18 protein-coding genes and 1 tRNA gene are annotated in these 18,395 nt (G+C 65.8%); 10 read left to right on the forward strand and 9 right to left on the reverse strand.

Annotated elements, in window-relative coordinates; genetic code table 11:
• Positions 1–13: 13 nt before the first annotated feature.
• Complete coding sequence (locus FHT19_RS22140; RefSeq protein ID WP_169476825.1) at positions 14–862, forward strand: metallophosphoesterase; 849 nt, start codon at positions 14–16, stop codon at positions 860–862.
• 68 nt (positions 863–930) lie between these two features.
• Here the strand turns inward: FHT19_RS22140 and FHT19_RS22145 are convergent, their stop codons facing one another.
• The 4 genes from FHT19_RS22145 to secB form a co-directional block, all read right to left on the reverse strand.
• Complete coding sequence (locus FHT19_RS22145; protein ID WP_168556147.1) at positions 931–1,596, reverse strand: DUF4136 domain-containing protein; 666 nt, start codon at positions 1,594–1,596, stop codon at positions 931–933.
• A 209-nt stretch (positions 1,597–1,805) separates the two neighbouring features.
• The gene (trpS, locus tag FHT19_RS22150; RefSeq protein ID WP_168556146.1) at positions 1,806–2,822 is read right to left on the reverse strand and encodes a tryptophan--tRNA ligase; all 1,017 of its coding nucleotides are present in this window, start codon (positions 2,820–2,822) and stop codon (positions 1,806–1,808) included.
• Positions 2,823–2,835: 13 nt separating this feature from the next.
• On the reverse strand, positions 2,836–4,422 hold the full coding sequence (gene murJ, locus FHT19_RS22155) for a murein biosynthesis integral membrane protein MurJ (protein ID WP_169476826.1): 1,587 nt from the start codon (positions 4,420–4,422) through the stop codon (positions 2,836–2,838).
• A 50-nt stretch (positions 4,423–4,472) separates the two neighbouring features.
• Positions 4,473–5,000, reverse strand: a complete 528-nt coding sequence (gene secB, locus FHT19_RS22160) for a protein-export chaperone SecB (RefSeq protein WP_168556144.1) — start codon at positions 4,998–5,000, stop codon at positions 4,473–4,475.
• Between the two features lie 345 nt (positions 5,001–5,345).
• Here secB and FHT19_RS22165 point away from each other — a divergent pair, with 345 nt between their 5' ends.
• The 3 genes from FHT19_RS22165 to FHT19_RS22175 all read left to right on the forward strand — a co-directional run bounded on the left by FHT19_RS22165 (position 5,346) and on the right by FHT19_RS22175 (position 7,870).
• Positions 5,346–6,026: a Tim44/TimA family putative adaptor protein gene (locus FHT19_RS22165; protein WP_169476871.1), complete on the forward strand. Its 681-nt coding sequence runs from the start codon at positions 5,346–5,348 to the stop codon at positions 6,024–6,026.
• Between the two features lie 69 nt (positions 6,027–6,095).
• Complete coding sequence (locus FHT19_RS22170) at positions 6,096–7,286, forward strand: MltA domain-containing protein (RefSeq protein WP_168556534.1); 1,191 nt, start codon at positions 6,096–6,098, stop codon at positions 7,284–7,286.
• Entirely contained in the window at positions 7,283–7,870 is a 588-nt protein-coding gene (locus tag FHT19_RS22175) for a Smr/MutS family protein (protein WP_169476827.1), read from the forward strand. The genes FHT19_RS22170 and FHT19_RS22175 overlap by 4 nt, the downstream gene beginning before the upstream one ends.
• A gap of 274 nt (positions 7,871–8,144) precedes the next feature.
• Here the strand turns inward: FHT19_RS22175 and FHT19_RS22180 are convergent, their stop codons facing one another.
• A complete protein-coding gene (locus FHT19_RS22180; RefSeq protein ID WP_169476828.1) occupies positions 8,145–8,321 on the reverse strand; it encodes a hypothetical protein in 177 nt (58 codons plus the stop codon).
• Positions 8,322–8,465: 144 nt separating this feature from the next.
• Between FHT19_RS22180 and FHT19_RS22185 the strand changes: the two genes are divergently transcribed.
• The 3 genes from FHT19_RS22185 (at position 8,466) to FHT19_RS22195 (ending at position 11,316) form a co-directional block, all read left to right on the forward strand.
• Positions 8,466–8,948: a thermonuclease family protein gene (locus tag FHT19_RS22185; RefSeq protein ID WP_169476829.1), complete on the forward strand. Its 483-nt coding sequence runs from the start codon at positions 8,466–8,468 to the stop codon at positions 8,946–8,948.
• Between the two features lie 86 nt (positions 8,949–9,034).
• Positions 9,035–10,828 carry a bifunctional metallophosphatase/5'-nucleotidase gene (locus tag FHT19_RS22190; protein ID WP_169476830.1) on the forward strand — a complete coding sequence of 598 codons (1,794 nt, stop codon included), beginning with the start codon at positions 9,035–9,037 and terminating at the stop codon, positions 10,826–10,828.
• A gap of 65 nt (positions 10,829–10,893) precedes the next feature.
• Positions 10,894–11,316, forward strand: coding sequence for a DUF983 domain-containing protein (locus tag FHT19_RS22195; RefSeq protein WP_169476831.1), 423 nt, complete (start codon positions 10,894–10,896; stop codon positions 11,314–11,316).
• A gap of 7 nt (positions 11,317–11,323) precedes the next feature.
• Here FHT19_RS22195 and FHT19_RS24495 read toward each other — a convergent pair whose 3' ends face one another.
• Both FHT19_RS24495 and FHT19_RS22205 read right to left on the reverse strand, forming a co-directional pair.
• A complete protein-coding gene (locus FHT19_RS24495; protein WP_248290608.1) occupies positions 11,324–11,482 on the reverse strand; it encodes a hypothetical protein in 159 nt (52 codons plus the stop codon).
• Positions 11,483–11,720: 238 nt separating this feature from the next.
• Positions 11,721–12,404 (reverse strand): glutathione S-transferase family protein, encoded by a 684-nt coding sequence (locus tag FHT19_RS22205; protein ID WP_169476832.1) that lies wholly within the window; start codon positions 12,402–12,404, stop codon positions 11,721–11,723.
• Positions 12,405–12,511: 107 nt separating this feature from the next.
• Here FHT19_RS22205 and FHT19_RS22210 point away from each other — a divergent pair, with 107 nt between their 5' ends.
• The 3 genes from FHT19_RS22210 (at position 12,512) to FHT19_RS22220 (ending at position 16,796) form a co-directional block, all read left to right on the forward strand.
• Positions 12,512–13,291 (forward strand): universal stress protein, encoded by a 780-nt coding sequence (locus tag FHT19_RS22210; RefSeq protein ID WP_168556137.1) that lies wholly within the window; start codon positions 12,512–12,514, stop codon positions 13,289–13,291.
• 100 nt (positions 13,292–13,391) lie between these two features.
• On the forward strand, positions 13,392–14,153 hold the full coding sequence (locus FHT19_RS22215; protein ID WP_169476833.1) for a class I SAM-dependent methyltransferase: 762 nt from the start codon (positions 13,392–13,394) through the stop codon (positions 14,151–14,153).
• Positions 14,154–14,480: 327 nt separating this feature from the next.
• On the forward strand, positions 14,481–16,796 hold the full coding sequence (locus FHT19_RS22220; protein WP_169476834.1) for a CDC48 family AAA ATPase: 2,316 nt from the start codon (positions 14,481–14,483) through the stop codon (positions 16,794–16,796).
• A 46-nt stretch (positions 16,797–16,842) separates the two neighbouring features.
• On the opposite strand, the gene FHT19_RS22225 is transcribed toward FHT19_RS22220, so the two are convergent.
• Together FHT19_RS22225 and FHT19_RS22230 are read right to left on the reverse strand one after the other, a co-directional pair.
• Complete coding sequence (locus FHT19_RS22225; RefSeq protein ID WP_211185032.1) at positions 16,843–18,111, reverse strand: MFS transporter; 1,269 nt, start codon at positions 18,109–18,111, stop codon at positions 16,843–16,845.
• 196 nt (positions 18,112–18,307) lie between these two features.
• Positions 18,308–18,384 (reverse strand) — tRNA-Met (locus FHT19_RS22230).
• Between the last annotated feature and the right edge of the window lie 11 nt (positions 18,385–18,395).

Raw genomic sequence — 18,395 nt, forward strand, 5'->3', positions numbered from 1 at the left:
GAATTGGCCCGGCATGACCCGCATCTTTCACATCAGCGACATTCACTTCGGACTGGAAGATCCCCGTGCCCTGGCATGGCTGGTCGATTGCGTGGCGCGCGAACGCCCCGATGCCGTGGCCATCACCGGCGACCTGACCATGCGCGCGCGGCACCGCGAATTTGCTGCCGCATGCCGCTGGATCCAGGGATTGGACGTGCCGGTCACGGTGGAAGTGGGCAACCACGACTTGCCCTATTTCAACCCGGTCGAACGGTTCTTCGATCCTTATCGGCGTTTCCGCGCCATCGAGCACTTGGTGGAGCGGCCGCTCGATCTCCCGGGCGTGGCAATCGTGCCGCTCAAGACCACGGCGCGGGCGCAGTGGCGCTTCAACTGGTCCAAGGGCCATGTGGGGCGCAAAGCGCTGGCCGATTGCCTCGCCCGGATCGACGCCCTGCCCCCCGGCACCCGTGCCTTGGTGGCCTGCCACCATCCCCTGGTCGAAGCCGGCACGCGCGGCAACGCCATGACCCGCCACGGCAATGCCGCCCTGGCCGAGCTTGCGCGGCGCAATGTCCTGGCCGTGCTGTCGGGCCATGTGCATGACGCATTCGACCTTATCCGCCCCACGCCGCATGGCCCGGTGCGGATGATCGGCGCCGGCACGCTCTCGCTGCGCACGCGCTCCACCCCGCCCAGCTTCAACGATCTCGTGCTGGGCAATGGCGATTTAAATGTCACCGTGCGCAACCTCGACGCCGTGCCGACGCCGGCGATGCAGATCGAGGATGTGCCCGAAAATGCGCTGCCCCCGCGCCAGCCCGACGAACCGGTCGCCCCTATCGCTGCCGTACCCGAAGTCGATCCGCCGGTGCATTGAGCCGAGCCATGAAAAAAGCCCCCGCCCGACAAGGGCGAGGGCCTTTTTTGCAAGCCAAGCAGGCCGGATTACTTCTTCTTTTCGGGCGCCACCGAGATGCGCACGGTTTCCCCGTTGTGGCCGGGGAAATCGGTGAACATCGCATCGACCAGATTGGGCACCAGATAGGGCAGGCGATTGGAGGTGGAGGCCGCTTCGGCCTTGCCTTCGAACACGCGCTTGCCATCGGCCCGGCGCTCGATCTTCAGGTCGATGCCGCTGGTGTAGACGGTCACCACGTCCACGCCGCCGTAACCGGCGCCCCAGAACGGATCGTACCAGCCATAGCCCCAGCCACGCCGGCCCCAGAAGCCGCCATAGGGCCGGCCATAGAAGCCGGGGCCATACCACGGCCCCCAGAACGGATCGGCCATGCCGGTGGAGCGCACGTGCTCGCGCCCGCGATCGACGCCGTAATTGAACTTGACCACGAGGTCAGAGGTCTGCGGATCACCCGGAACATAGCCCAGGCTAGCCATCTTGGCCGACACCAGGCTGGCATATTGCGAGAATTCCAGGCCGCCATTGTCACGTGGGTCTTCGGCGACCACGGCGAAGGTCTGCCCGGCCGGAGCCGGCAGTTCGCGCTGGAAACGGGAAACCTTGGCATCGAAGCTGGTCGCACAGCCCGAGAGTGCCAGGAGAAGGGGAGCAGCCAGCAGGGCAAGTCGGCCGGCCCGAAGCATCTTGGTCATTTATTTCGACTCCTCATGCGCACCGGTGTCCCCAATCCCCGGCGCCGGTCGTGTGTTAGCACGACGAAATGATGCCTGCGAGGGGCTGAATGGAGCTTGAATGATAACGCACGAGGCGCCGAAATGCTCCGCAATCCAAGGCGCTTGCACAAAAGGGCGCCCCTTGCCGGAGCGCCCTTTTGCCGGTCATCATCGCGTGTAGGCGGCGCTCAACGCACCAGGCCCAATGCGGCATAGGCCGCGTTCAGCGTGGGCACGGCAAGGCTTCGCGCCTTTTCCGCGCCGCGCGCAAGGATCGCATCCAGCGCCGCGCGGTCTTCGCGCAATTCGCGATAGCGCGCGGCCATCGGCGCCAGCTTGCTCACCAGCAGATCGCCCAGTGCCGGCTTGAACTGGCCAAAGCCCTGCCCGCCGAACTGCGCCAGCACGCCGGCCACATCGGTGCCTGCCATCGTTGCATAGATGCCCACGAGGTTGCGTGCCTCGGGCCGCCCTTCCAGGCCGGCCGCCTCGCTCGGCAGCGGCTCAGGATCGGTCTTGGCCTTCTTCACCTTCTGCATGATGGTATCGGCATCATCCACCAGGTTGATCCGGCTCATGTCCGAAGGATCGGACTTGCTCATCTTGGCGCTGCCATCGCGCAGGCTCATGATGCGCGCCGCTTCGGGCGGGATGATCGGATCGGGCTGGGTGAACACCGGCGCATCTTCGCTGGCGAAGTCGTTGTTGAACTTCTGCGCGATGTCGCGCGCCAGTTCCAGGTGCTGCTTCTGGTCCTCGCCCACCGGCACGTGTGTGGCCTGATAGAGCAACACGTCGGCCGCCTGGAGCACGGGATAAGTGAACAGCGCCACCGAGGCACCTTCGCGGTTCTTGCCGGCCTTGTCCTTCCACTGCGTCATGCGGTTCAGCCAGCCCATCCGCGCCGTGCCGTTGAGCAGCCATTGCAGTTCCGCATGGGCCGGCACTTGCGCCTGGTTGAACAGGATCGAACGATCCGGATCGATCCCGCAGGACACCAGCGCCGCCACCATCTCGCGCGTGTTGGCGGCAAGCTGCGCGGGCTCATGCGGCATCGAGATGGCGTGGAGGTCGGCCAGGAAATAGAGGCAGGTGGCGCCTTTGGCGGTCCACTCGTCCTGCATCGCCACCCAGTTGCGGATCGCACCCAGGTAATTGCCAAGGTGAAGATTGCCGGTGGGCTGAATGCCGGAAACGATACGCATGAAACGTCTTGCCTTACGATTTGTTGGCGGGTGCCGCCCTGCGGCGGCGGGTGAGCAGCGCGAGGTCTTCGCGCGTGAACGCCCCCATGACGAGGGTGGCGAGGCCATAGACCACGATTCCAACGCTGACCAGCGCGGCCAGTGCGGCGATGCGCAGCGCCCAGGTGCCGTGAACATAGGGCGTCAACAGCCCCTGCCCGGCCCACAGCACCAGGCCCATGGCCAGAGCGGCCAGCGCCAGGCGCGGGGCCCGGCGCTTCAATTGGGCATCGGGGGTGAAATGCCCGCGCTTGCGCAGTGTGCGATAGAGCATGGCGACATTGACCGTCGAGGCAATGGCAGTGGCAAGCGGCGGCCCCATGTGCTGCAGCGGTACGATCAGCACCAGGTTGCCCACCAGGTTCACCACCATCGAGATCGTGGCATAGCGCACCGGCGTCTTGGTATCATGCCGCGCGTAGAAACCGGGCGTGAGCACCTTGACCAGGATATAGCTCGGCAGGCCGATGGAAAACGCCGCCAGGGCCTGCGCGGTAAAATGCGTGTCGGCCGCGGTATAGCGGCCATAGCCGAACAGCGCGGCGGCAATCGGTTCCCCGCACAGCACCAGCGCCATGGTGGCGGGCAGCGTCAGCAAGAGCGCCAGTTCCATGCCGCGATTCTGCGTGTCCTGCGCGGCGGCATCTTCGCCCGCGCCCAATTGGCGCGAGATCGTGGGCAGCAGTACGGTGCCGAGCCCGATGCCGATCAGGCCCAGCGGCAACTGGTTCAGCCGGTCGGCCATGTAGATATAGGTGACGCTGCCATGGGCCAGCAGCTTGGCGGCCAGCGCCGTGGAAATGACCAGGTTGATCTGCACCGCGCCGGCCCCGGCGGCGGCAGGCCAGATCAGGCCGATCAGCTTCTTCACTTCGGGATTGAGACGCGGGCGCCGCAGCTTGAGGCTTACCCCATTCTGCCGGCACGCCCAGGCCAACCAGCCCAGTTGCAGCGCGCCCGAAACCGAAACCGCGATCGACTGGATCCGCGCCGTTGCCAGCGGATCGGCGCTGTGGAAGCCCAGCAGCGCCGCGATCAGCGTCAGGTTGAGCAGGATCGGCGCGGCGGCGTTGACCCAGAACTTGTGCAGCGAATTGAGAATCCCGCCAAACAGCGAAACCAGGCTGATCAGCATGAGATAGGGGATCGTCAGCCGCGACAGCGAAACCGCAAAGGCGAACTGTTCGGGCGAAACGCCGTTGAACCCACCCGAAAGCAGCAGCGTGACCGGCCAGGCCAGCACTTCGAGCACGACCGTCATCACGATCAGCGCGGGCAGCAGCACCGCCAGTGCCTCTTCGGCAAAGCGCAGGCCATCGGGCAGGCCCTGCCCTTGCGGATCGCCGACCTTCTTGTTGAACATCGGGATGAACGCCGAAGAGAACGCCCCTTCGGCAAACAGCGCCCGGAACATGTTGGGCAACCGGAACGCGATCAGGAATGCGTCGGAGGCAAAGCCCGCGCCCACGTAGCGGGCAAACAGGCTGTCGCGCACCAAGCCCAGCACGCGGCTGGCCAAAGTGAGGCCGCCGATCGTCCCGGTCGCCTTGAGGAGGTTCATGCGGTGTCCTTCAGGCGACCGGTGCGAATCGGCGAATCAGGCCAAACCGATCAGGCGTGGCCGGCCGGTTCGGCCGTGGCGGTCTGCTGCGCCTGTGCCAACTGGGCCAGGTAAAGGCCATTGAAGTCGATCGGATCGAGCAGCAGCGGCGGATAACCGGCGTCACGCACGGCATCGGCCACGATGCGGCGGGCAAACGGGAAGACCAGGCGCGGGCCTTCGGCAAACAGGAACGGATGGGCCTGTTCCTCGGTCACGTTGCGCATGCCGATCAGCGCGCCATAGGCCAGCTCGACGATGAACGCAGTGCCCTGCGCGCCCTTGGACGTGACGTTGATCTTCAGTTCGATCTCGTGGACTTCGGGTGCCAGCGCACGTGCCGCGATGTTGAAATCGACATGGATTTCGGGCGCCTCGGTCCACTGATAGCTTTCCGGCGCGTTGGGATTTTCGACCGACAGGTCCTTGATATATTGCGAAATCAGGCCGATCGCGGGCGAGGTGTCTTCGCCATTGGCGGGCACGCCTTCGACGCCATCGAGAGAGAGATTGCTGATGATGTTGCCTTCGTCGGCCATGGTCGCATGCTTTCGTTCGGGTGGGGCGCGCGGCGGCGCCGTGTAAACGTGCCCGGCGCCTAGCATTGTGCGCAACGCCCGGCAACCGACTGGATGGCGCCGCGCCAGCGGCCGCCTTGCGCGTCTTTGCCCGAAAGGACGGGAACCGGCAGCCGCCGGGGGAATTACCCGGTGTGGCACGAATTTGCACCAACGGTAACGTCACGACGCGGGAATCCGCCATTGTGCCGTCCACGCGTTGTTCATTTGTAATTCGTACCTACTTAAGGCACGATCAACCGGCAGCGAGCCGAGCTGCGAAAACGTGGATCGGCACCCAGAGCTACCTTTGCGGGACATGTGCGTGTGATTGTTGAGATCGTCATCCTGGCCATGATCGCGGCCTTCCTGGGCCTGAGGCTCTATTCGGTTCTGGGCCGTCGCCCCGAGCAGAACGAAGAGCCGGTCCGCCGCCGCATCGAACAACCCGATCCGCAGGGTGCGCCCCGCCCGATGGCGCCGCGCCTGCCCGAAACGATCGCTGCCCCGGCCAATCGCCTGGCGCCCCCCGCACCGGAAACCCGTGATTTCGACCCTGCGGCCGAACCTGGCATCCGCGCGATCATCGCCGCCGATCGCCGCTTCGACGTGGGCCTGTTCATGGCCGGCGCCAAAAGCGCCTATGGCATGGTGCTCGATGCATTCTGGCGCGGCAATCGCCAGGAACTCAAGGCGCTGTGCGATGCCGATGTTTATGCCGGCTTTGCCGACGCGCTCGATGCGCGCGAGGCAGCGGGCGAAACGCTCGACGCGCGCCTGATCCGCATCGAAGAAGCGCGCATCATCACGGCCGAACTGGTGGGCACCACTGCCCGCGTCAGCGTGCGCTTTGTGGCGGACATCGCCACGGTTACCCGCAACGCGCAGGGCCAGGTCGTGGCCGGTTCGCTCAACGATGCGATCGAAAGCCGCGACTTGTGGACGTTCTCGCGCGATCTCACTTCGCGTGATCCAGACTGGCTGCTCGACGAAACCGATGAAGCCTGAAGCCTGCAAGGGCTGACCGGTTTGGCCAATGATCCCGTGGCCAGCGCCGGTCTCCCCCACTCTTCTCGTCTGCTTGCACAAAGGGCCGGTCTTGCACTGGCCCTTTCGCTGCTGGCTGCCTGCGTGCCTACCACCACGCCGCCCGGCAGGCCCGGCATGCCGCCAACCACGCGCCCGCCAGCGGCCACCGCCAGCGCACTCACCGCGGGATTGGCGCGCGGACCGGCCCCTTCTGCGCTGGGCATGGCGCCGGGCAATGCCGGGGCTGCACTTAACGCGTTCATTCTGTCATGCCCGGGCCTTGTTCGCCGCGCCGATGGCAGCGGGCTGACCCAGCCGCAGGACTGGGCACTGGCCTGCGCGGCGGCACGGACCTGGCCGCGCGAATCGGCTGCCACTTTTTTCGACGGCTATTTCGAAACCGCACGCGTCGGTGACGGCAGCACTTTCGTGACCGGCTATTTCGAGCCGGAGATTGCCGGCGTGCGCACGCACCAGCCCGGGTTCGATGTGCCGGTCTATGGTGTTCCCACCGATCTGGTCCGCGCCCGGCCTGGCGACGCCACGCCGCTGCCCGATGGCCGCCAGCCGCTGGGCCGCTATGATGAAACCGGGCATTTCGTGCCCTACTTCGATCGTGGGCAGATCGAGGACGGCGCGCTCGCCGGCAAGGGGCTGGAAATCGCCTGGGTGGCCGATCCGGCCGAACTGTTCTTCCTCCAGGTCCAGGGCTCTGGCCGGTTGCGCGCGCCCGATGGCAGCGTGATCCGCCTGGGTTACGGCGCGGTCAACGGCTGGGATTACACCGGCATCGGCACGATCATGGCCCAGCAGGGATTGATCGGCACCGGGCCCGGCCAGTATCCCGGATCGATGCAGGGCATCCTGCGCTACATCCACGATCACCCGGCCGAGGGCGACGCGCTGATGCGGCAGAACCGCAGCTACGTGTTCTTTCGAGAAAACCCGCAGCCCAGCGCCGTGGGCGCCATGGGCGTGCCTGTCAGCCCGCGCACCACCGTGGCGGCGGATCCGGCCTTCGTGCCGCTGGGGGCACCGGTATGGCTCCAGGTCGATCGCCCCAACGTCAGCGGGCTGTGGGTGGCGCAAGATACCGGCGGGGCGATCAAGGGCCCCAACCGGTTCGACAGTTTCTGGGGCGCGGGCGCCGATGCCCGCCTTACCGCGGGCGGGATGAGCGCGCGTGGCCAGGCGCTGGTGCTGCTGCCCAAAGGCGCGCTGGCCCGGCTCGGCCTATGAGGCGCACGCCCCGTGGTCTGAGCGCCGAGGAAATGGCGCTGTGGCGCAAGGTCGCCGACACCGTGACCCCCTTGCACCCCGCCCCGCGTGCCCGCGCCGCCGCGCCCGTAGCCATGCCTGCCCCGGTCGATCCGACGCCCGCCACGCCGGCGCGCAAGGTCAAGGGTCGTGTGCCGCCGCCGCGCCCGGCGTCGCCACCGCCAGTGCCGGTTGCGCGTCCCTTGCAGGCGAGTGGGCAAGGGCTCGATGCCAGTTGGGACCGCAAGCTGGCGCGTGGCACGGTGTCGCCCGACGTGGCGATCGACCTGCACGGGCTGAACCTGGATCTGGCACACGGGCGCTTGCTGGCCAGCCTTGCCCAGGCGCTTGCCATCGGCGCGCGGGTGATCCTGCTCGTTACCGGCAAGCCGCGTCCGCATGGCGATCACGATCTGCGTGGCGAGCGGCGCGGGGCCATTCGCGCCAAGCTGCTCGATTGGCTGGCCGCCAGCCCCTATGCCGATCGCATCGCCGCGGTGCGCCCGGCCCAGCCGCGGCACGGCGGCGCCGGCGCTGTCTATATCGTTTTGCGCCGTCCTCGCTGAGGCTCCTCGCGCTACGTATTTAACCTAAGATACGGTACGAATTGCCTCCCTCTCGGCGGCAAGGGACAACGAGCTTGCTCCGCGTGTCCCCCAGCGCACCCCATTGCCCGTCGCCAACGGACGCGCGGAGTACCCTTCCTACCGCACCCTCTCTGATGACCGCGCTGTATGCCGTGCCAGGCAAATTATGTCTGCCATGCCAAGCCGCTTGGCTGCGGTCACCTTGCTCGCGTGATCGAGGCGGTGCTTATCCCATCATTCGGCCGTGGCGCGATTAGCCGCTCGATTTGGCCCAGGGATTGCTGCTGGCAGGCGCGCTTGCCGTAGCCTCAGCACCATCGTCATCGTCCGGCGCCGGCGTCAATTGCCAGGCCAGGAACAACACAGCCGCAGCCCACCACAGCGCTTTCCACCGGCTGGCAAAGATCGTGATGAGTCGGGGCCCAAACATTCTTCCATTTTGGATCGATTGTGTTAACACGATCCTTGCAGTGCTGCACTGCACCACAATCTTATCCGCAATGCCACTAAGCGCCTGCACTATAAGTAGTATCCGGCCTTCGTTACGGCACAATCACGGGTTCATGATCCCCCCATGAAACGCCCCATGCCCCCGCTCGCCACCGCTTCGGCCGCCGCCCTGCTGCTCTGCGCCACTGCTCCCACAATTGCTGCCCCCACGCCCTTTGCCATGCCAGCCGAAACGGCCATGCCCCGCGTGGATGATGAAGCGGCGCGCTTTGCCCTATGCGGCGCGGACAAGCGGGTGACCTGCGTGGTCGATGGTGACACGTTCTGGTACCAAGGCACCAAGATTCGCATCGCCGATATCAATGCCCCGGAAGTGAGCCATCCCGGCTGCCCGCAAGAAGCCCAACTCGGGGCCAAGGCCACCCAGCGTCTCACGCAATTGCTCAACGCCGGGCATTTCTCGCTCGTCACCCAAGGCCGCCCGGTCGATCGCTATGGCCGCGCCTTGCGCGTGGTGGTGCGCCAAGGGCAAAGCCTGGGCGCCACGCTCGAGGCAGAGGGCCTGGCCGAACACTGGCAGGGCCGCCGCGGAAATTGGTGCAGATGAAACCGGTATCGTTGCCGGCTGCCTTTTCGATGTAACCGCAACAGGCTATGGGCGGGCACCTTCCGCTGACGAAAGCTGCCCTGCCGATGAAGCCGCTTTTTCCATTGTTTCCGCGTGTTGCAAGACGCGGCGCAATTCTTCCTGCCCTGCTTGCCCTTGCCGCCTGCGCCACCCAGCCAACGCACCTTGCCCAGGCCCCCACGGCACCGCCAGCGCCGCACCTGGTCACTGTCGGCATTGCCGCATTCAACGATTTTCACGGCCAGCTTGAACCGCCGCACCAATCGGTGCTGGTCCCCGATGGCCATGGCGGAACGGCGCAAGTGCCGGCGGGCGGCGCGGCCTGGCTCGCCTCGGCCGTCGATGCGGTGCGCGGACATTATCCCAACCATCTCACGCTTTCGGCCGGCGACATGATCAGCGCCAGCCAGGTGGCCTCCTCGCTCTATCTCGACGAGCCTTCGATCGGGGTGATGAATCGCATCGGAGTGGATTTCAACGCCGTCGGGAACCACGAATTCGATCGCGGCCGCGACGAATTGCTGCGCATGCAGAACGGCGGCTGCGCCCAGTTCACCGCGCACAAACCCTGCCAGCTCGAACCCTTTCCCGGCGCGAGCTTCCGCTATCTGGCGGCCAGCACGGTGGACAAGGACGGCCACACGCTGTTCCCCGCTACTGGCCTGAAAACCTTTGGCACCGGGCCCGACAAGGTAACCGTGGGCGTGATCGGGCTGACCACGCGGACCACGCCCACGCTGGTCAGTCCGGGGGGCATTGCCGGGCTGACGTTCGAAGATGAAGCCGCCACGATCAATGCCGCAGTCCCCGCGCTCAAGGCCCAGGGCGCCGACGCCATCGTGGTGCTGATCCACGAAGGCGGCAAGCAGCAGGGCGCTCCCGATCCGCAAGGCTGCGATGGCATGTCTGGCGCCATTCTCGACATCATCAAGCGGCTTGATCCCGGCGTGGACCTGATCATTTCGGGCCACACCCATGCGTCCTATATCTGCCAGTTTCCTGCGGCCGGCAGCGCGCATCCGCTGCTGCTCACCAGCGCCGGGCTCTATGGCGAAATGGTCACCGACATCGCGCTGCAGATCGATCCGGCGACGCACAAGGTGGTTTCTGCCCAGGCGCACAACGTGATCGTGCAATCCGATCCCTATCAATCGTCCACGCGGCTGATCCCGCACGACGATCGCTTCCCGGTCTTCACCCCGCGGCCGGACGTGGCCAGCTATGTTCAGCGCTATGTCGATGCGGCCAAGGTCTATTCCAGCAGGCCCGTGGGCCGGCTGTCGGGGCCGGCACTGCGCGGCGACAATCCCGCGCTGCCCATCGGCGGGCCGCTGGGCAACCTCATCGCCGATTCGCAACTGGCGGCCACGCGCGGCGCCGGTGCGCAATTGGCGCTGATGAACCGGTTTGGCATCCGCACCGACCTGGTCCCGGCGGCCGACGGCACGGTGACGTTTGGTGACATCTATCGCGTGCAGCCGTTCAGCAACGTGCTGATCACGGAAACGCTGACCGGCGCCCAGCTCAAGGCCGTGCTGGAACAGGGATTGGACGAGCAGGGACCGAACCAGGGCCTGGCTGCATCGGCCAACGTGCGCTTCACTGCCGATCTAACCCGCCCGGTGGGCAGCCGCGTGACCAGGCTGCTGGTCGATGGCAGGCCCGTGGCGGCAGACGCGAAATACCGCGTGACCGTCAACAACTTCCTGGCCCAGGGTGGTGACACGTTCACCTTCCTCGCCGACAAGCCCGATGCCGTGGTGGGCATGACCGATCTTGATGCCCTGCAGGCCTGGATCGGCGCCGTGCCGGTGCGTCAGGTGCCGATGGAAGAGCGGATCAACGTCATCGCGCACTGATCACGCACGGCAAGGTTGCAGCGCCATCGCCTGGCCCCTACCGTCGGGGGAGAGAGGACCTGTTGATGGCGCTGCTGGCTAACCCTAAGTTCCGATGGATTGCGCATTGCGGGTGGAAAGGGCTTTGCCCGCGCTGCGGCAAGGCCAGCATGTTTGCCGGCTGGCTCAAGCTGGCGCGCAGTTGCCCGGCCTGCGGTCTCGACCTGGGCTTTGCCCGCGCAGACGATGGCCCGGCCTTCTTTGCCCTGTGCCTGACAGCCTTTCCGCTGACCTTTTTCGCGGTCTGGCTGGAAGTCGCTTACAGCCCGCCATGGTGGGTGCACCTGCTTACTTCGGTGCCGATCCTCGCCATCGGCTGCCTGGGTTCGCTGCGCCCGTTCAAGGGTTGGCTGGTGGCCTCGCAATATATGAATCGTGCGACGGAGGCTGGCACCGAAGGGCTGTGGGCCAAGCTGGAAGAACGTCCCGACAAGCAAGACGCCGAATAAGGCGCGCTCAATGCCCCGCCGCCCGGTCGGGCAGGCGGCACGCGGTGCAGCGCCGCCAACATACCAGGCCCGGCATCATCTCGCGCGGCGCCTTGCCCGGTTCGGGATAGAGGCCCGCCATGATCTCGGGCGCGATCCCTTCGGGCGCGGCACGGTTGTGGCACATCAGACAATTGCGCCTAAATCGCTCACGCGTCAGGCCGGAATGGTCCTCCGCCGATGGCGGGGCAGGCTGGCTCGCGCCCTGGGCCACACCACCAGCCAGCGTCAACGCCAGCGCCGCCCCAAAAAACCAAGCCCCCTGCCGCATTGCTGCCCCCTTCAGAGCGGAGCGCACTGTCCGCCAGAGCGGCATCCTTTCATCGTGGGCCTGCGCAATCAAGCGGCTGGTGGTGCGGGATATCTCACCCCTGCCGATAATCGGCCGTGATCATGCCCGCTGCAGCCAGTTCGGCTTCGTGACTTTCCTCGCGCCAGGTTTCCGCCAGGGCCCGGCGCTCCCATTCCACCATTGCCGGGTGGGCCAGCACATGGTCTACCCAAGCCTGGCCACGCCCGACATCGAGACCATAGGTGCGGATGCGAAAGGCCACGGGCGCAAAGAACGCGTCGAGCAGGCTGAACGCCCCACCGGCCAACCATGGCCCGCCAAACCGGTCCAGTCCCTGCTCGAACAGCTCACGCAAGCGCGCAACGTCGCGCAGCAATGCCGCCCGCATCGGCACCGGTTGGACGCGCACGCCCACATTCATCGTGCAATCGTTGCGCAGCGCGGAAAAGCCGCCATGCATTTCGCACACCGCGCTTTGGGCAAAGGCGCGCGCCGCATCGTCGGCCGGCCAGACGCCGGAATGGCGATCGGCCAGATAGAGCGCGATGCCCAGGGAATCCCAGATCGTGGTGTCGCCATCGATCAGCACCGGCACCTGGCCCGTGGGCGAAAAGGCGCGGAACGCGTCATAGTTGACCGGCTTGGCAAAGGGTTCGACGCGATCGACGAAATCCAGGCCCAACGCCTTCATCAGCAGCCACGGCCGCAGCGACCAGCTCGAATAGTTCCGGTTGGCGGTGATAAGGGTATAAGTCATCGTCGAGCCGCCTCTTTTTTGCGTTTCCGCCAACCATTGATCCAGGTCATGGCTTTCTTCTGCGTGGGTGCCACAATGCGATCATTGTTGGAAGAAGGAGGATCCCCATGCGCTCCATTCTCTGCCCGATCGACGGCGCCAAGACCTTGGACGACCGCCTCGAAACCGCCCTTGCCCTGGCCCGCGCCACCGATGGCCACGTCAGCGTGCAAATCGCCAGCCCCTTTGCCGAACTCGCGGTTTGGGAGCCGTTCGGCGGCGCCGCGCTTACGGCCGAAGTGATCGAACAGGTCCGCCAGGAAGACACCGTGCTGGCGCAAAAGGTCGACACCCGCCTTGCCGGGCAGGACGTACCATTCGACGTGGCGCAAACCGCCCAGGCGCCGATTCCCGCCGCTTATGCCGGTGCACGCTTTGCCGATGTGGTGGTCACCAGCCTCGCTGATCCCCTGGTCGAGGAACTGGTGCTGGGCGTGCGCAGCCCGGTCCTTGCCGTGCCCAAGGGCGCCCCACTGACCGACTTTACCGGGCCGGTAATGATTGCCTGGGACGGCGGGATCGAGGCGGCCCATGCCCTGCGCGCTGCCCTGCCGCTGTTGGTCCGCGCCAGTGCGGTACATCTCGTGGCGGTGGAGGAAAAGCCCGACGCCCTGCCAGCGATCGATGCCGCAGCCTATCTTTCGCGCCACGGCATCCATGCCGAAACCCACGCCATCCCCGCCAGCGGGCCGATCGCTGCCACCTTGGTCGAGACTGCACGCCGACTGGGCGCCGGCCTGATCGTGATGGGCCTGTTCGGGCGCAGCCGGCTGCGCGAATTGCTGCTGGGCGGCGTATCGCGCGCGATGCTCGACAATTCCAGCCTGCCGTTGCTGCTGGCGCATTGAACGCCGCATCGGGTAAGTCCTTGCCCGCAAACGTGGCTCTGGCATGATCACATCCCAGGCGGGGCACAGGGGCTGCCGCCTGACCTGGGAGTGATTGCCGATGCGACGCCGCCTGTTCCTGCCCTTTTCCGCCGTTGTCCTGGCCATGGCCGGTACGGCCGCCCACGCCGCGCCAACACCGGCGGGGACCATTGCCCACGCCTTGGCCGATCCCGCGCGCAGCGCGGCCAACCGCGCCTTGGACGAAAGCCGCAAACCGGGAGAAATTCTCGCTTTTGCCGGTTTCAAGCCTGGCCAGGTGGTCGCTGACTGGGGTGCCGGTGGCGGCTATTATTCCGAATTGATCGCCGATGTGGTCGGGCCCAAGGGCCGCGTCTATGCCTTGGCAAACCCCGCCTATCTGAAACCAGGTACGCTCGATGGGGTGGCCAAGGCCCACACCAATGTGCTGGTGCTCGCGGCCTCACCTGCGGCCATGGCCCTTGCGCCCGCCAGCCTCGATACGATTTTCGCCCATCTCGAATTTCACGATCTCTATCTGCCTGCGGCCCACGGCGGCAGCACCCCGGCGCGCCCGGTTGCCGCTACGCTGGCCAACTGGTTTGCCGCGCTGCGCCCGGGCGGCACGGTGGTGATCGTCGATCACGTCGGCCCCGCAGGCCAACCCGCGACCGTCGCTGATACGCTGCATCGGATTGACCCCGCCCAGGTCAAGGCCGATATGCTCGCCGCAGGGTTTGTGCTGGACAGCGAAAGCGCTGTTTTGCAACGCAATGATGATCCCCACACTGCAATCGTTTTCGATCCGGCGTTGCGCGGAAAGACCGATCGCTTTGCATTGCGATTCCGCCGGCCAGCCTGACTTTCCATAGGCAGTTGCGTTAAACGCAATTCATATTCCGTCTTTCGCATTTGCACAAATTAGGCATGCAAGGCATACAAAAACTGCCTTTCAGGCATCCTCTCCCAAAACTTCCAAGGCCTGGCCGGCAACGGTCGGGCCCTTTTTTTGCCCTGGCTTTGCGTGTCGCTTGCCACCCCCGGCAAAGCCTCGCACTATCGCGATCGCAGCGGCGGAAGAACCAAAGCCACCGCCTTGCGTTTGAAAACCGTGGCACGCGATCCTAGCTAGTGTGCAAGCGGGGCAGGTCTGCCCCGATCCGCAAACCCCCAAGGGTGAAACAGGGCAATGGCAGAGGCAGCAACATTGGGCGACAATCGCATCGCCCGCCTTCAGGTCGCAGGCGCCAGGCAAGAGGAATCAGGCCACGGCGTCGCGCGCATCAGCCGCGCGGTGATGGGCCGCCTGGGCGTGACCGAAGGCGACGTTATCGAAATCATCGGCAAGCGCAGCACCGCCGCTCGCGCAATGCTGCCCTATCCGGAAGATGAAGGGCTGGAACTGATCCGGCTCGATGGGCTGCAGCGCGCCAATGCCGATGTCGGCTCGGGCGACCACGTCGAAGTGCGCCGCATCGAATCGCGCGTGGCCCAGCGCGTGGTCTTTGCCCCGGCGCAGCGCGATCTGCGCCTGCAGGGGCCGGCCGCCGCGCTCAAGCGCAATTTCGCCGGCCGCCCGCTGCTCACCGGCGATCTCGTCGCCACCGCAGGACAGCAGCAGGTCAACCGCGGGGATATGCCGCCCCAGTTGCGCCAGATGCTCAATGCGCCGGCCTTCGCGCTGACGCAGATCCGCCTGACCGTGGTTTCCACCGTGCCCAAGGGCGTGGTGCACATCGACGAATCCACCGAGGTGGAGCTGCGCGCCGAGTACGAGGAGCCGCGCAGCAGCCGCGCCGACGTCAACTATGACGACGTTGGCGGCATGGGCGATACCATCCGCCAGTTGCGCGAGATGGTCGAACTGCCGCTGCGCTATCCCGAACTGTTCACCCGCCTTGGCGTCGATCCGCCCAAGGGCGTGTTGCTGCATGGCCCGCCGGGCACCGGCAAGACGCGCCTGGCGCGCGCCGTGGCGAATGAAAGCGACGCCAGCTTCTTCACCATCAACGGCCCGGAAATCATGGGCTCGGCCTATGGCGAGAGCGAAAAGCGCCTGCGCGAAGTGTTCGAGGAAGCGACCCAGAACGCGCCCTCGATCATTTTCATCGACGAGATCGATTCGATCGCACCCAAGCGCAGCCAGGTTTCCGGCGAAGCCGAAAAGCGCCTGGTCGCCCAGTTGCTTACCTTGATGGACGGGTTGCACAGCCGCTCCAACCTGGTGGTCATCGCGGCGACCAACCGCCCCGATGCGCTGGACGAGGCACTGCGCCGCCCGGGCCGCTTCGACCGTGAAATCGTCGTGGGCGTACCGGATGAACCGGGGCGTCGCGAAATCCTCGGCATCCACACCCGCGGCATGCCGCTGGCCGAAGGCGTCGATTTGCGCGAACTGGCCCGTACCACCCACGGCTTCGTGGGTGCAGACCTCGCTGCCCTGGCGCGCGAGGCCGCAATTGAAGCCGTGCGCCGGATCATGCCGCGCCTGGATTTCGAACGCCAGACGATCCCGCCCGAAGTGCTCGACAACCTGCGCGTGGTGCGCGACGATTTCCTCGAAGCGCTCAAGCGCGTGCAGCCGTCGGCCATGCGCGAGGTGATGGTGCAAGCGCCCACCACCAGTTGGTCCGATGTCGGCGGGCTCGATAGCGCGCAGGCATTGCTCAAGGAAGGCGTGGAACTGCCGCTGAAAACACCCGAGGCCTTTCATCGCCTGGGCATTCGGCCGGCCAAGGGCTTCCTGCTCTATGGCCCGCCAGGCACCGGCAAGACGCTTTTGGCCAAGGCCGTGGCGAAAGAGGCGGAAGCCAATTTCATCGCGATCAAGTCGTCCGACCTGCTCAGTAAATGGTATGGCGAAAGCGAGCAGCAGATCGCGCGTCTGTTCGCCCGCGCACGCCAGGTGGCGCCATGCGTGATCTTCATCGACGAGATCGACAGCCTGGTGCCGGCCCGTGGAACCGGCGTGGGCGAGCCGCAGGTGACCGCCCGCGTGGTCAATACCATCCTGGCCGAAATGGACGGATTGGAGGAACTGCAATCGGTGGTGCTGATCGGCGCCACCAACCGTCCCAACCTCGTCGATCCGGCATTGTTGCGGCCCGGGCGCTTTGATGAACTCGTCTATGTCGGCACGCCCAGCCAGGAAGGGCGTGCCCATATCCTCAAGATCCACACCAGCCAAATGCCGCTCGCGCCCGATGTGGACCTGACGGACGTGGCCCGGCAGACGGAACGCTTTACCGGCGCCGATCTCGAGGATGTGGTCCGCCGCGCTGGCCTCAACGCGATCCGTCGCGCCGGAGGCAGCGTGCAATCGGTCACCGCCGCAGATTTTGGCGATGCGTTGGCAGATTCGCGCGCCACCGTGACTGAGGAAATGGAAGCGGAATATGCGCGGATGAAAGGTGAGTTGAAGAAGCGCGCCGTGGAGCCGAGCCCCACGATCGGCTTCCTCGCGCCGGGCATGGTGCAGTCCACCCGAGAATCCAAGCACGGCTGAAAACAAGCAGGCCCCTCTTTCATCGCGAAAGGGGGGCCTTGCTCGTTCAATCGTGCGCGACCACTTCCTCGAAGCGCTGCACGCGCCGCAATTCTGGAAACAACCGTCCCCATGCCAGCGCGACGGCTACGGCGCTCACGCCGCCAAACACCACCGATCCCACCGGCCCCATCAGCGCGCCCATCAAGCCGCTTTCCATTTCGCCCAGTTCGTTAGAGGCGGTGATGAACAGGGCCGACGTTGCCCCCACCCGGCCCCGCATGGCGTCTGGCGTCACCACCTGGACCAGGGTCTGCCGCACATAGACCGAAATCATGTCGGCCGCGCCGGCCAATGCCAGCATCGCCAGCGATAGCGGCAGCCAGCGTGACACGCCGAACACGGCTGAAGCCACACCGAACAAGGCCACCGCCGCCAGCATCTTTGGCCCGACGCGGTCGTCCACCGGGCGCCAGGATAACCACAGCGCGGTCGATACCGCCCCCACGGACGAGGCCGAGCGCAAGAGGCCCAGTCCCGTCGGGCCAACATGCAGGATATCACGTGCATAGACAGGCAGCATCGCCGTTGCGCCGCCCAGCAACACCGCGAACAGGTCCAGGCTGATGGCGCCCAGCAGTATGCGGTTGCGCGTCACATAGCGCAGCCCTTCGATGATGTGGGCCAAGGGTTTGCCTTCCACCACGCGGCGGTTGGCGCCATGCGGGCCGATGGCGAGTTGCGCCAGCAAAGCAGCCAGCAACAGCGCCAGGGTCAGGCCATAGGCCGCCTCGGGCGCAAGGCCATAGGCAAAGCCGCCCAGCACCGGGCCCACGATGCCGCCGATACGCCCGGCAATGGCGCTCACGGCAATGGCCCGCGGCAGGATTTCGGGCGGCACCAGCGCGGGGGCCAGGGCATTCATCGCCGGGGCATAGAACCCACGCCCCGCAGCAAATCCGGCCGCAACCAGATAGAACACAGGCAAATCAGCCTGGCCCAGCGCTTCTAGCACTACGAGCACGCCCACTGCTGCCATCTGCGCCAGCAAGGCCAGGCGTACCACCACGCGGCGGTCGTGCCGATCGGCCACCAGCCCCGCAAAGGGATTGATCAGCAGCACGGGCAGGAACTGTGAAAGGCCGATCAGCCCAATGCGCAGCGAGGCTGCCTTCATGTCCATCGACGAGCGTGCCACGTCGTAAACCGCCCAGCCCAGCACGACCACCAGGTTGCTTTGCGCCAGCATGGCGCAAATGCGCGCGATCCAGAAAGCGCGGTAGGCCGGAATGGCCAGCGGATGGCGCGGGGCGGTGGCGGGCGCGGTGATGGACAAGTGTCGTGAATCCCGATGGATCTGGGGGCACGACCGCCCCCTGGCCGCCCCTTAGCAGCAAGCGCCCCGGGATGGGCATGATAATCCCGGCACGGGCTATTGATCTTGCAGATAAAATACGTCGGTCGGCTTGGTGCAGCTGGCCCAAACACAAATAGCCGCCCTGGAGGCGGCTATTTTGAGTGTTATGAGATTCTGGTTGCGGGGGCAGGATTTGAACCTGCGACCTTCAGGTTATGAGCCTGACGAGCTACCGGGCTGCTCCACCCCGCGATGTTAGCAAC

Origin of the sequence: Novosphingobium sp. SG919, from assembly GCF_012932495.1 — a bacterium.
Classification (GTDB): Bacteria; Pseudomonadota; Alphaproteobacteria; order Sphingomonadales; family Sphingomonadaceae; genus Novosphingobium; species Novosphingobium rhizosphaerae.

Bases quoted from the DNA above. Each gene is read 5' to 3' on its own strand.
- FHT19_RS22140 (WP_169476825.1), top strand. From the start codon at position 14: ATGACCCGCATCTTTCACATCAGCGACATTCACTTCGGACTGGAAGAT.
- FHT19_RS22145 (WP_168556147.1), bottom strand. From the start codon at position 1,596: ATGACCAAGATGCTTCGGGCCGGCCGACTTGCCCTGCTGGCTGCTCCC.
- trpS (WP_168556146.1), bottom strand. From the start codon at position 2,822: ATGCGTATCGTTTCCGGCATTCAGCCCACCGGCAATCTTCACCTTGGC.
- murJ (WP_169476826.1), bottom strand. From the start codon at position 4,422: ATGAACCTCCTCAAGGCGACCGGGACGATCGGCGGCCTCACTTTGGCC.
- secB (WP_168556144.1), bottom strand. From the start codon at position 5,000: ATGGCCGACGAAGGCAACATCATCAGCAATCTCTCTCTCGATGGCGTC.
- FHT19_RS22175 (WP_169476827.1), top strand. From the start codon at position 7,283: ATGAGGCGCACGCCCCGTGGTCTGAGCGCCGAGGAAATGGCGCTGTGG.
- FHT19_RS22180 (WP_169476828.1), bottom strand. From the start codon at position 8,321: ATGTTTGGGCCCCGACTCATCACGATCTTTGCCAGCCGGTGGAAAGCG.
- FHT19_RS22185 (WP_169476829.1), top strand. From the start codon at position 8,466: ATGAAACGCCCCATGCCCCCGCTCGCCACCGCTTCGGCCGCCGCCCTG.
- FHT19_RS22190 (WP_169476830.1), top strand. From the start codon at position 9,035: ATGAAGCCGCTTTTTCCATTGTTTCCGCGTGTTGCAAGACGCGGCGCA.
- FHT19_RS22195 (WP_169476831.1), top strand. From the start codon at position 10,894: ATGGCGCTGCTGGCTAACCCTAAGTTCCGATGGATTGCGCATTGCGGG.
- FHT19_RS24495 (WP_248290608.1), bottom strand. From the start codon at position 11,482: ATGTGCCACAACCGTGCCGCGCCCGAAGGGATCGCGCCCGAGATCATG.
- FHT19_RS22205 (WP_169476832.1), bottom strand. From the start codon at position 12,404: ATGACTTATACCCTTATCACCGCCAACCGGAACTATTCGAGCTGGTCG.
- FHT19_RS22210 (WP_168556137.1), top strand. From the start codon at position 12,512: ATGCGCTCCATTCTCTGCCCGATCGACGGCGCCAAGACCTTGGACGAC.
- FHT19_RS22215 (WP_169476833.1), top strand. From the start codon at position 13,392: ATGCGACGCCGCCTGTTCCTGCCCTTTTCCGCCGTTGTCCTGGCCATG.
- FHT19_RS22220 (WP_169476834.1), top strand. From the start codon at position 14,481: ATGGCAGAGGCAGCAACATTGGGCGACAATCGCATCGCCCGCCTTCAG.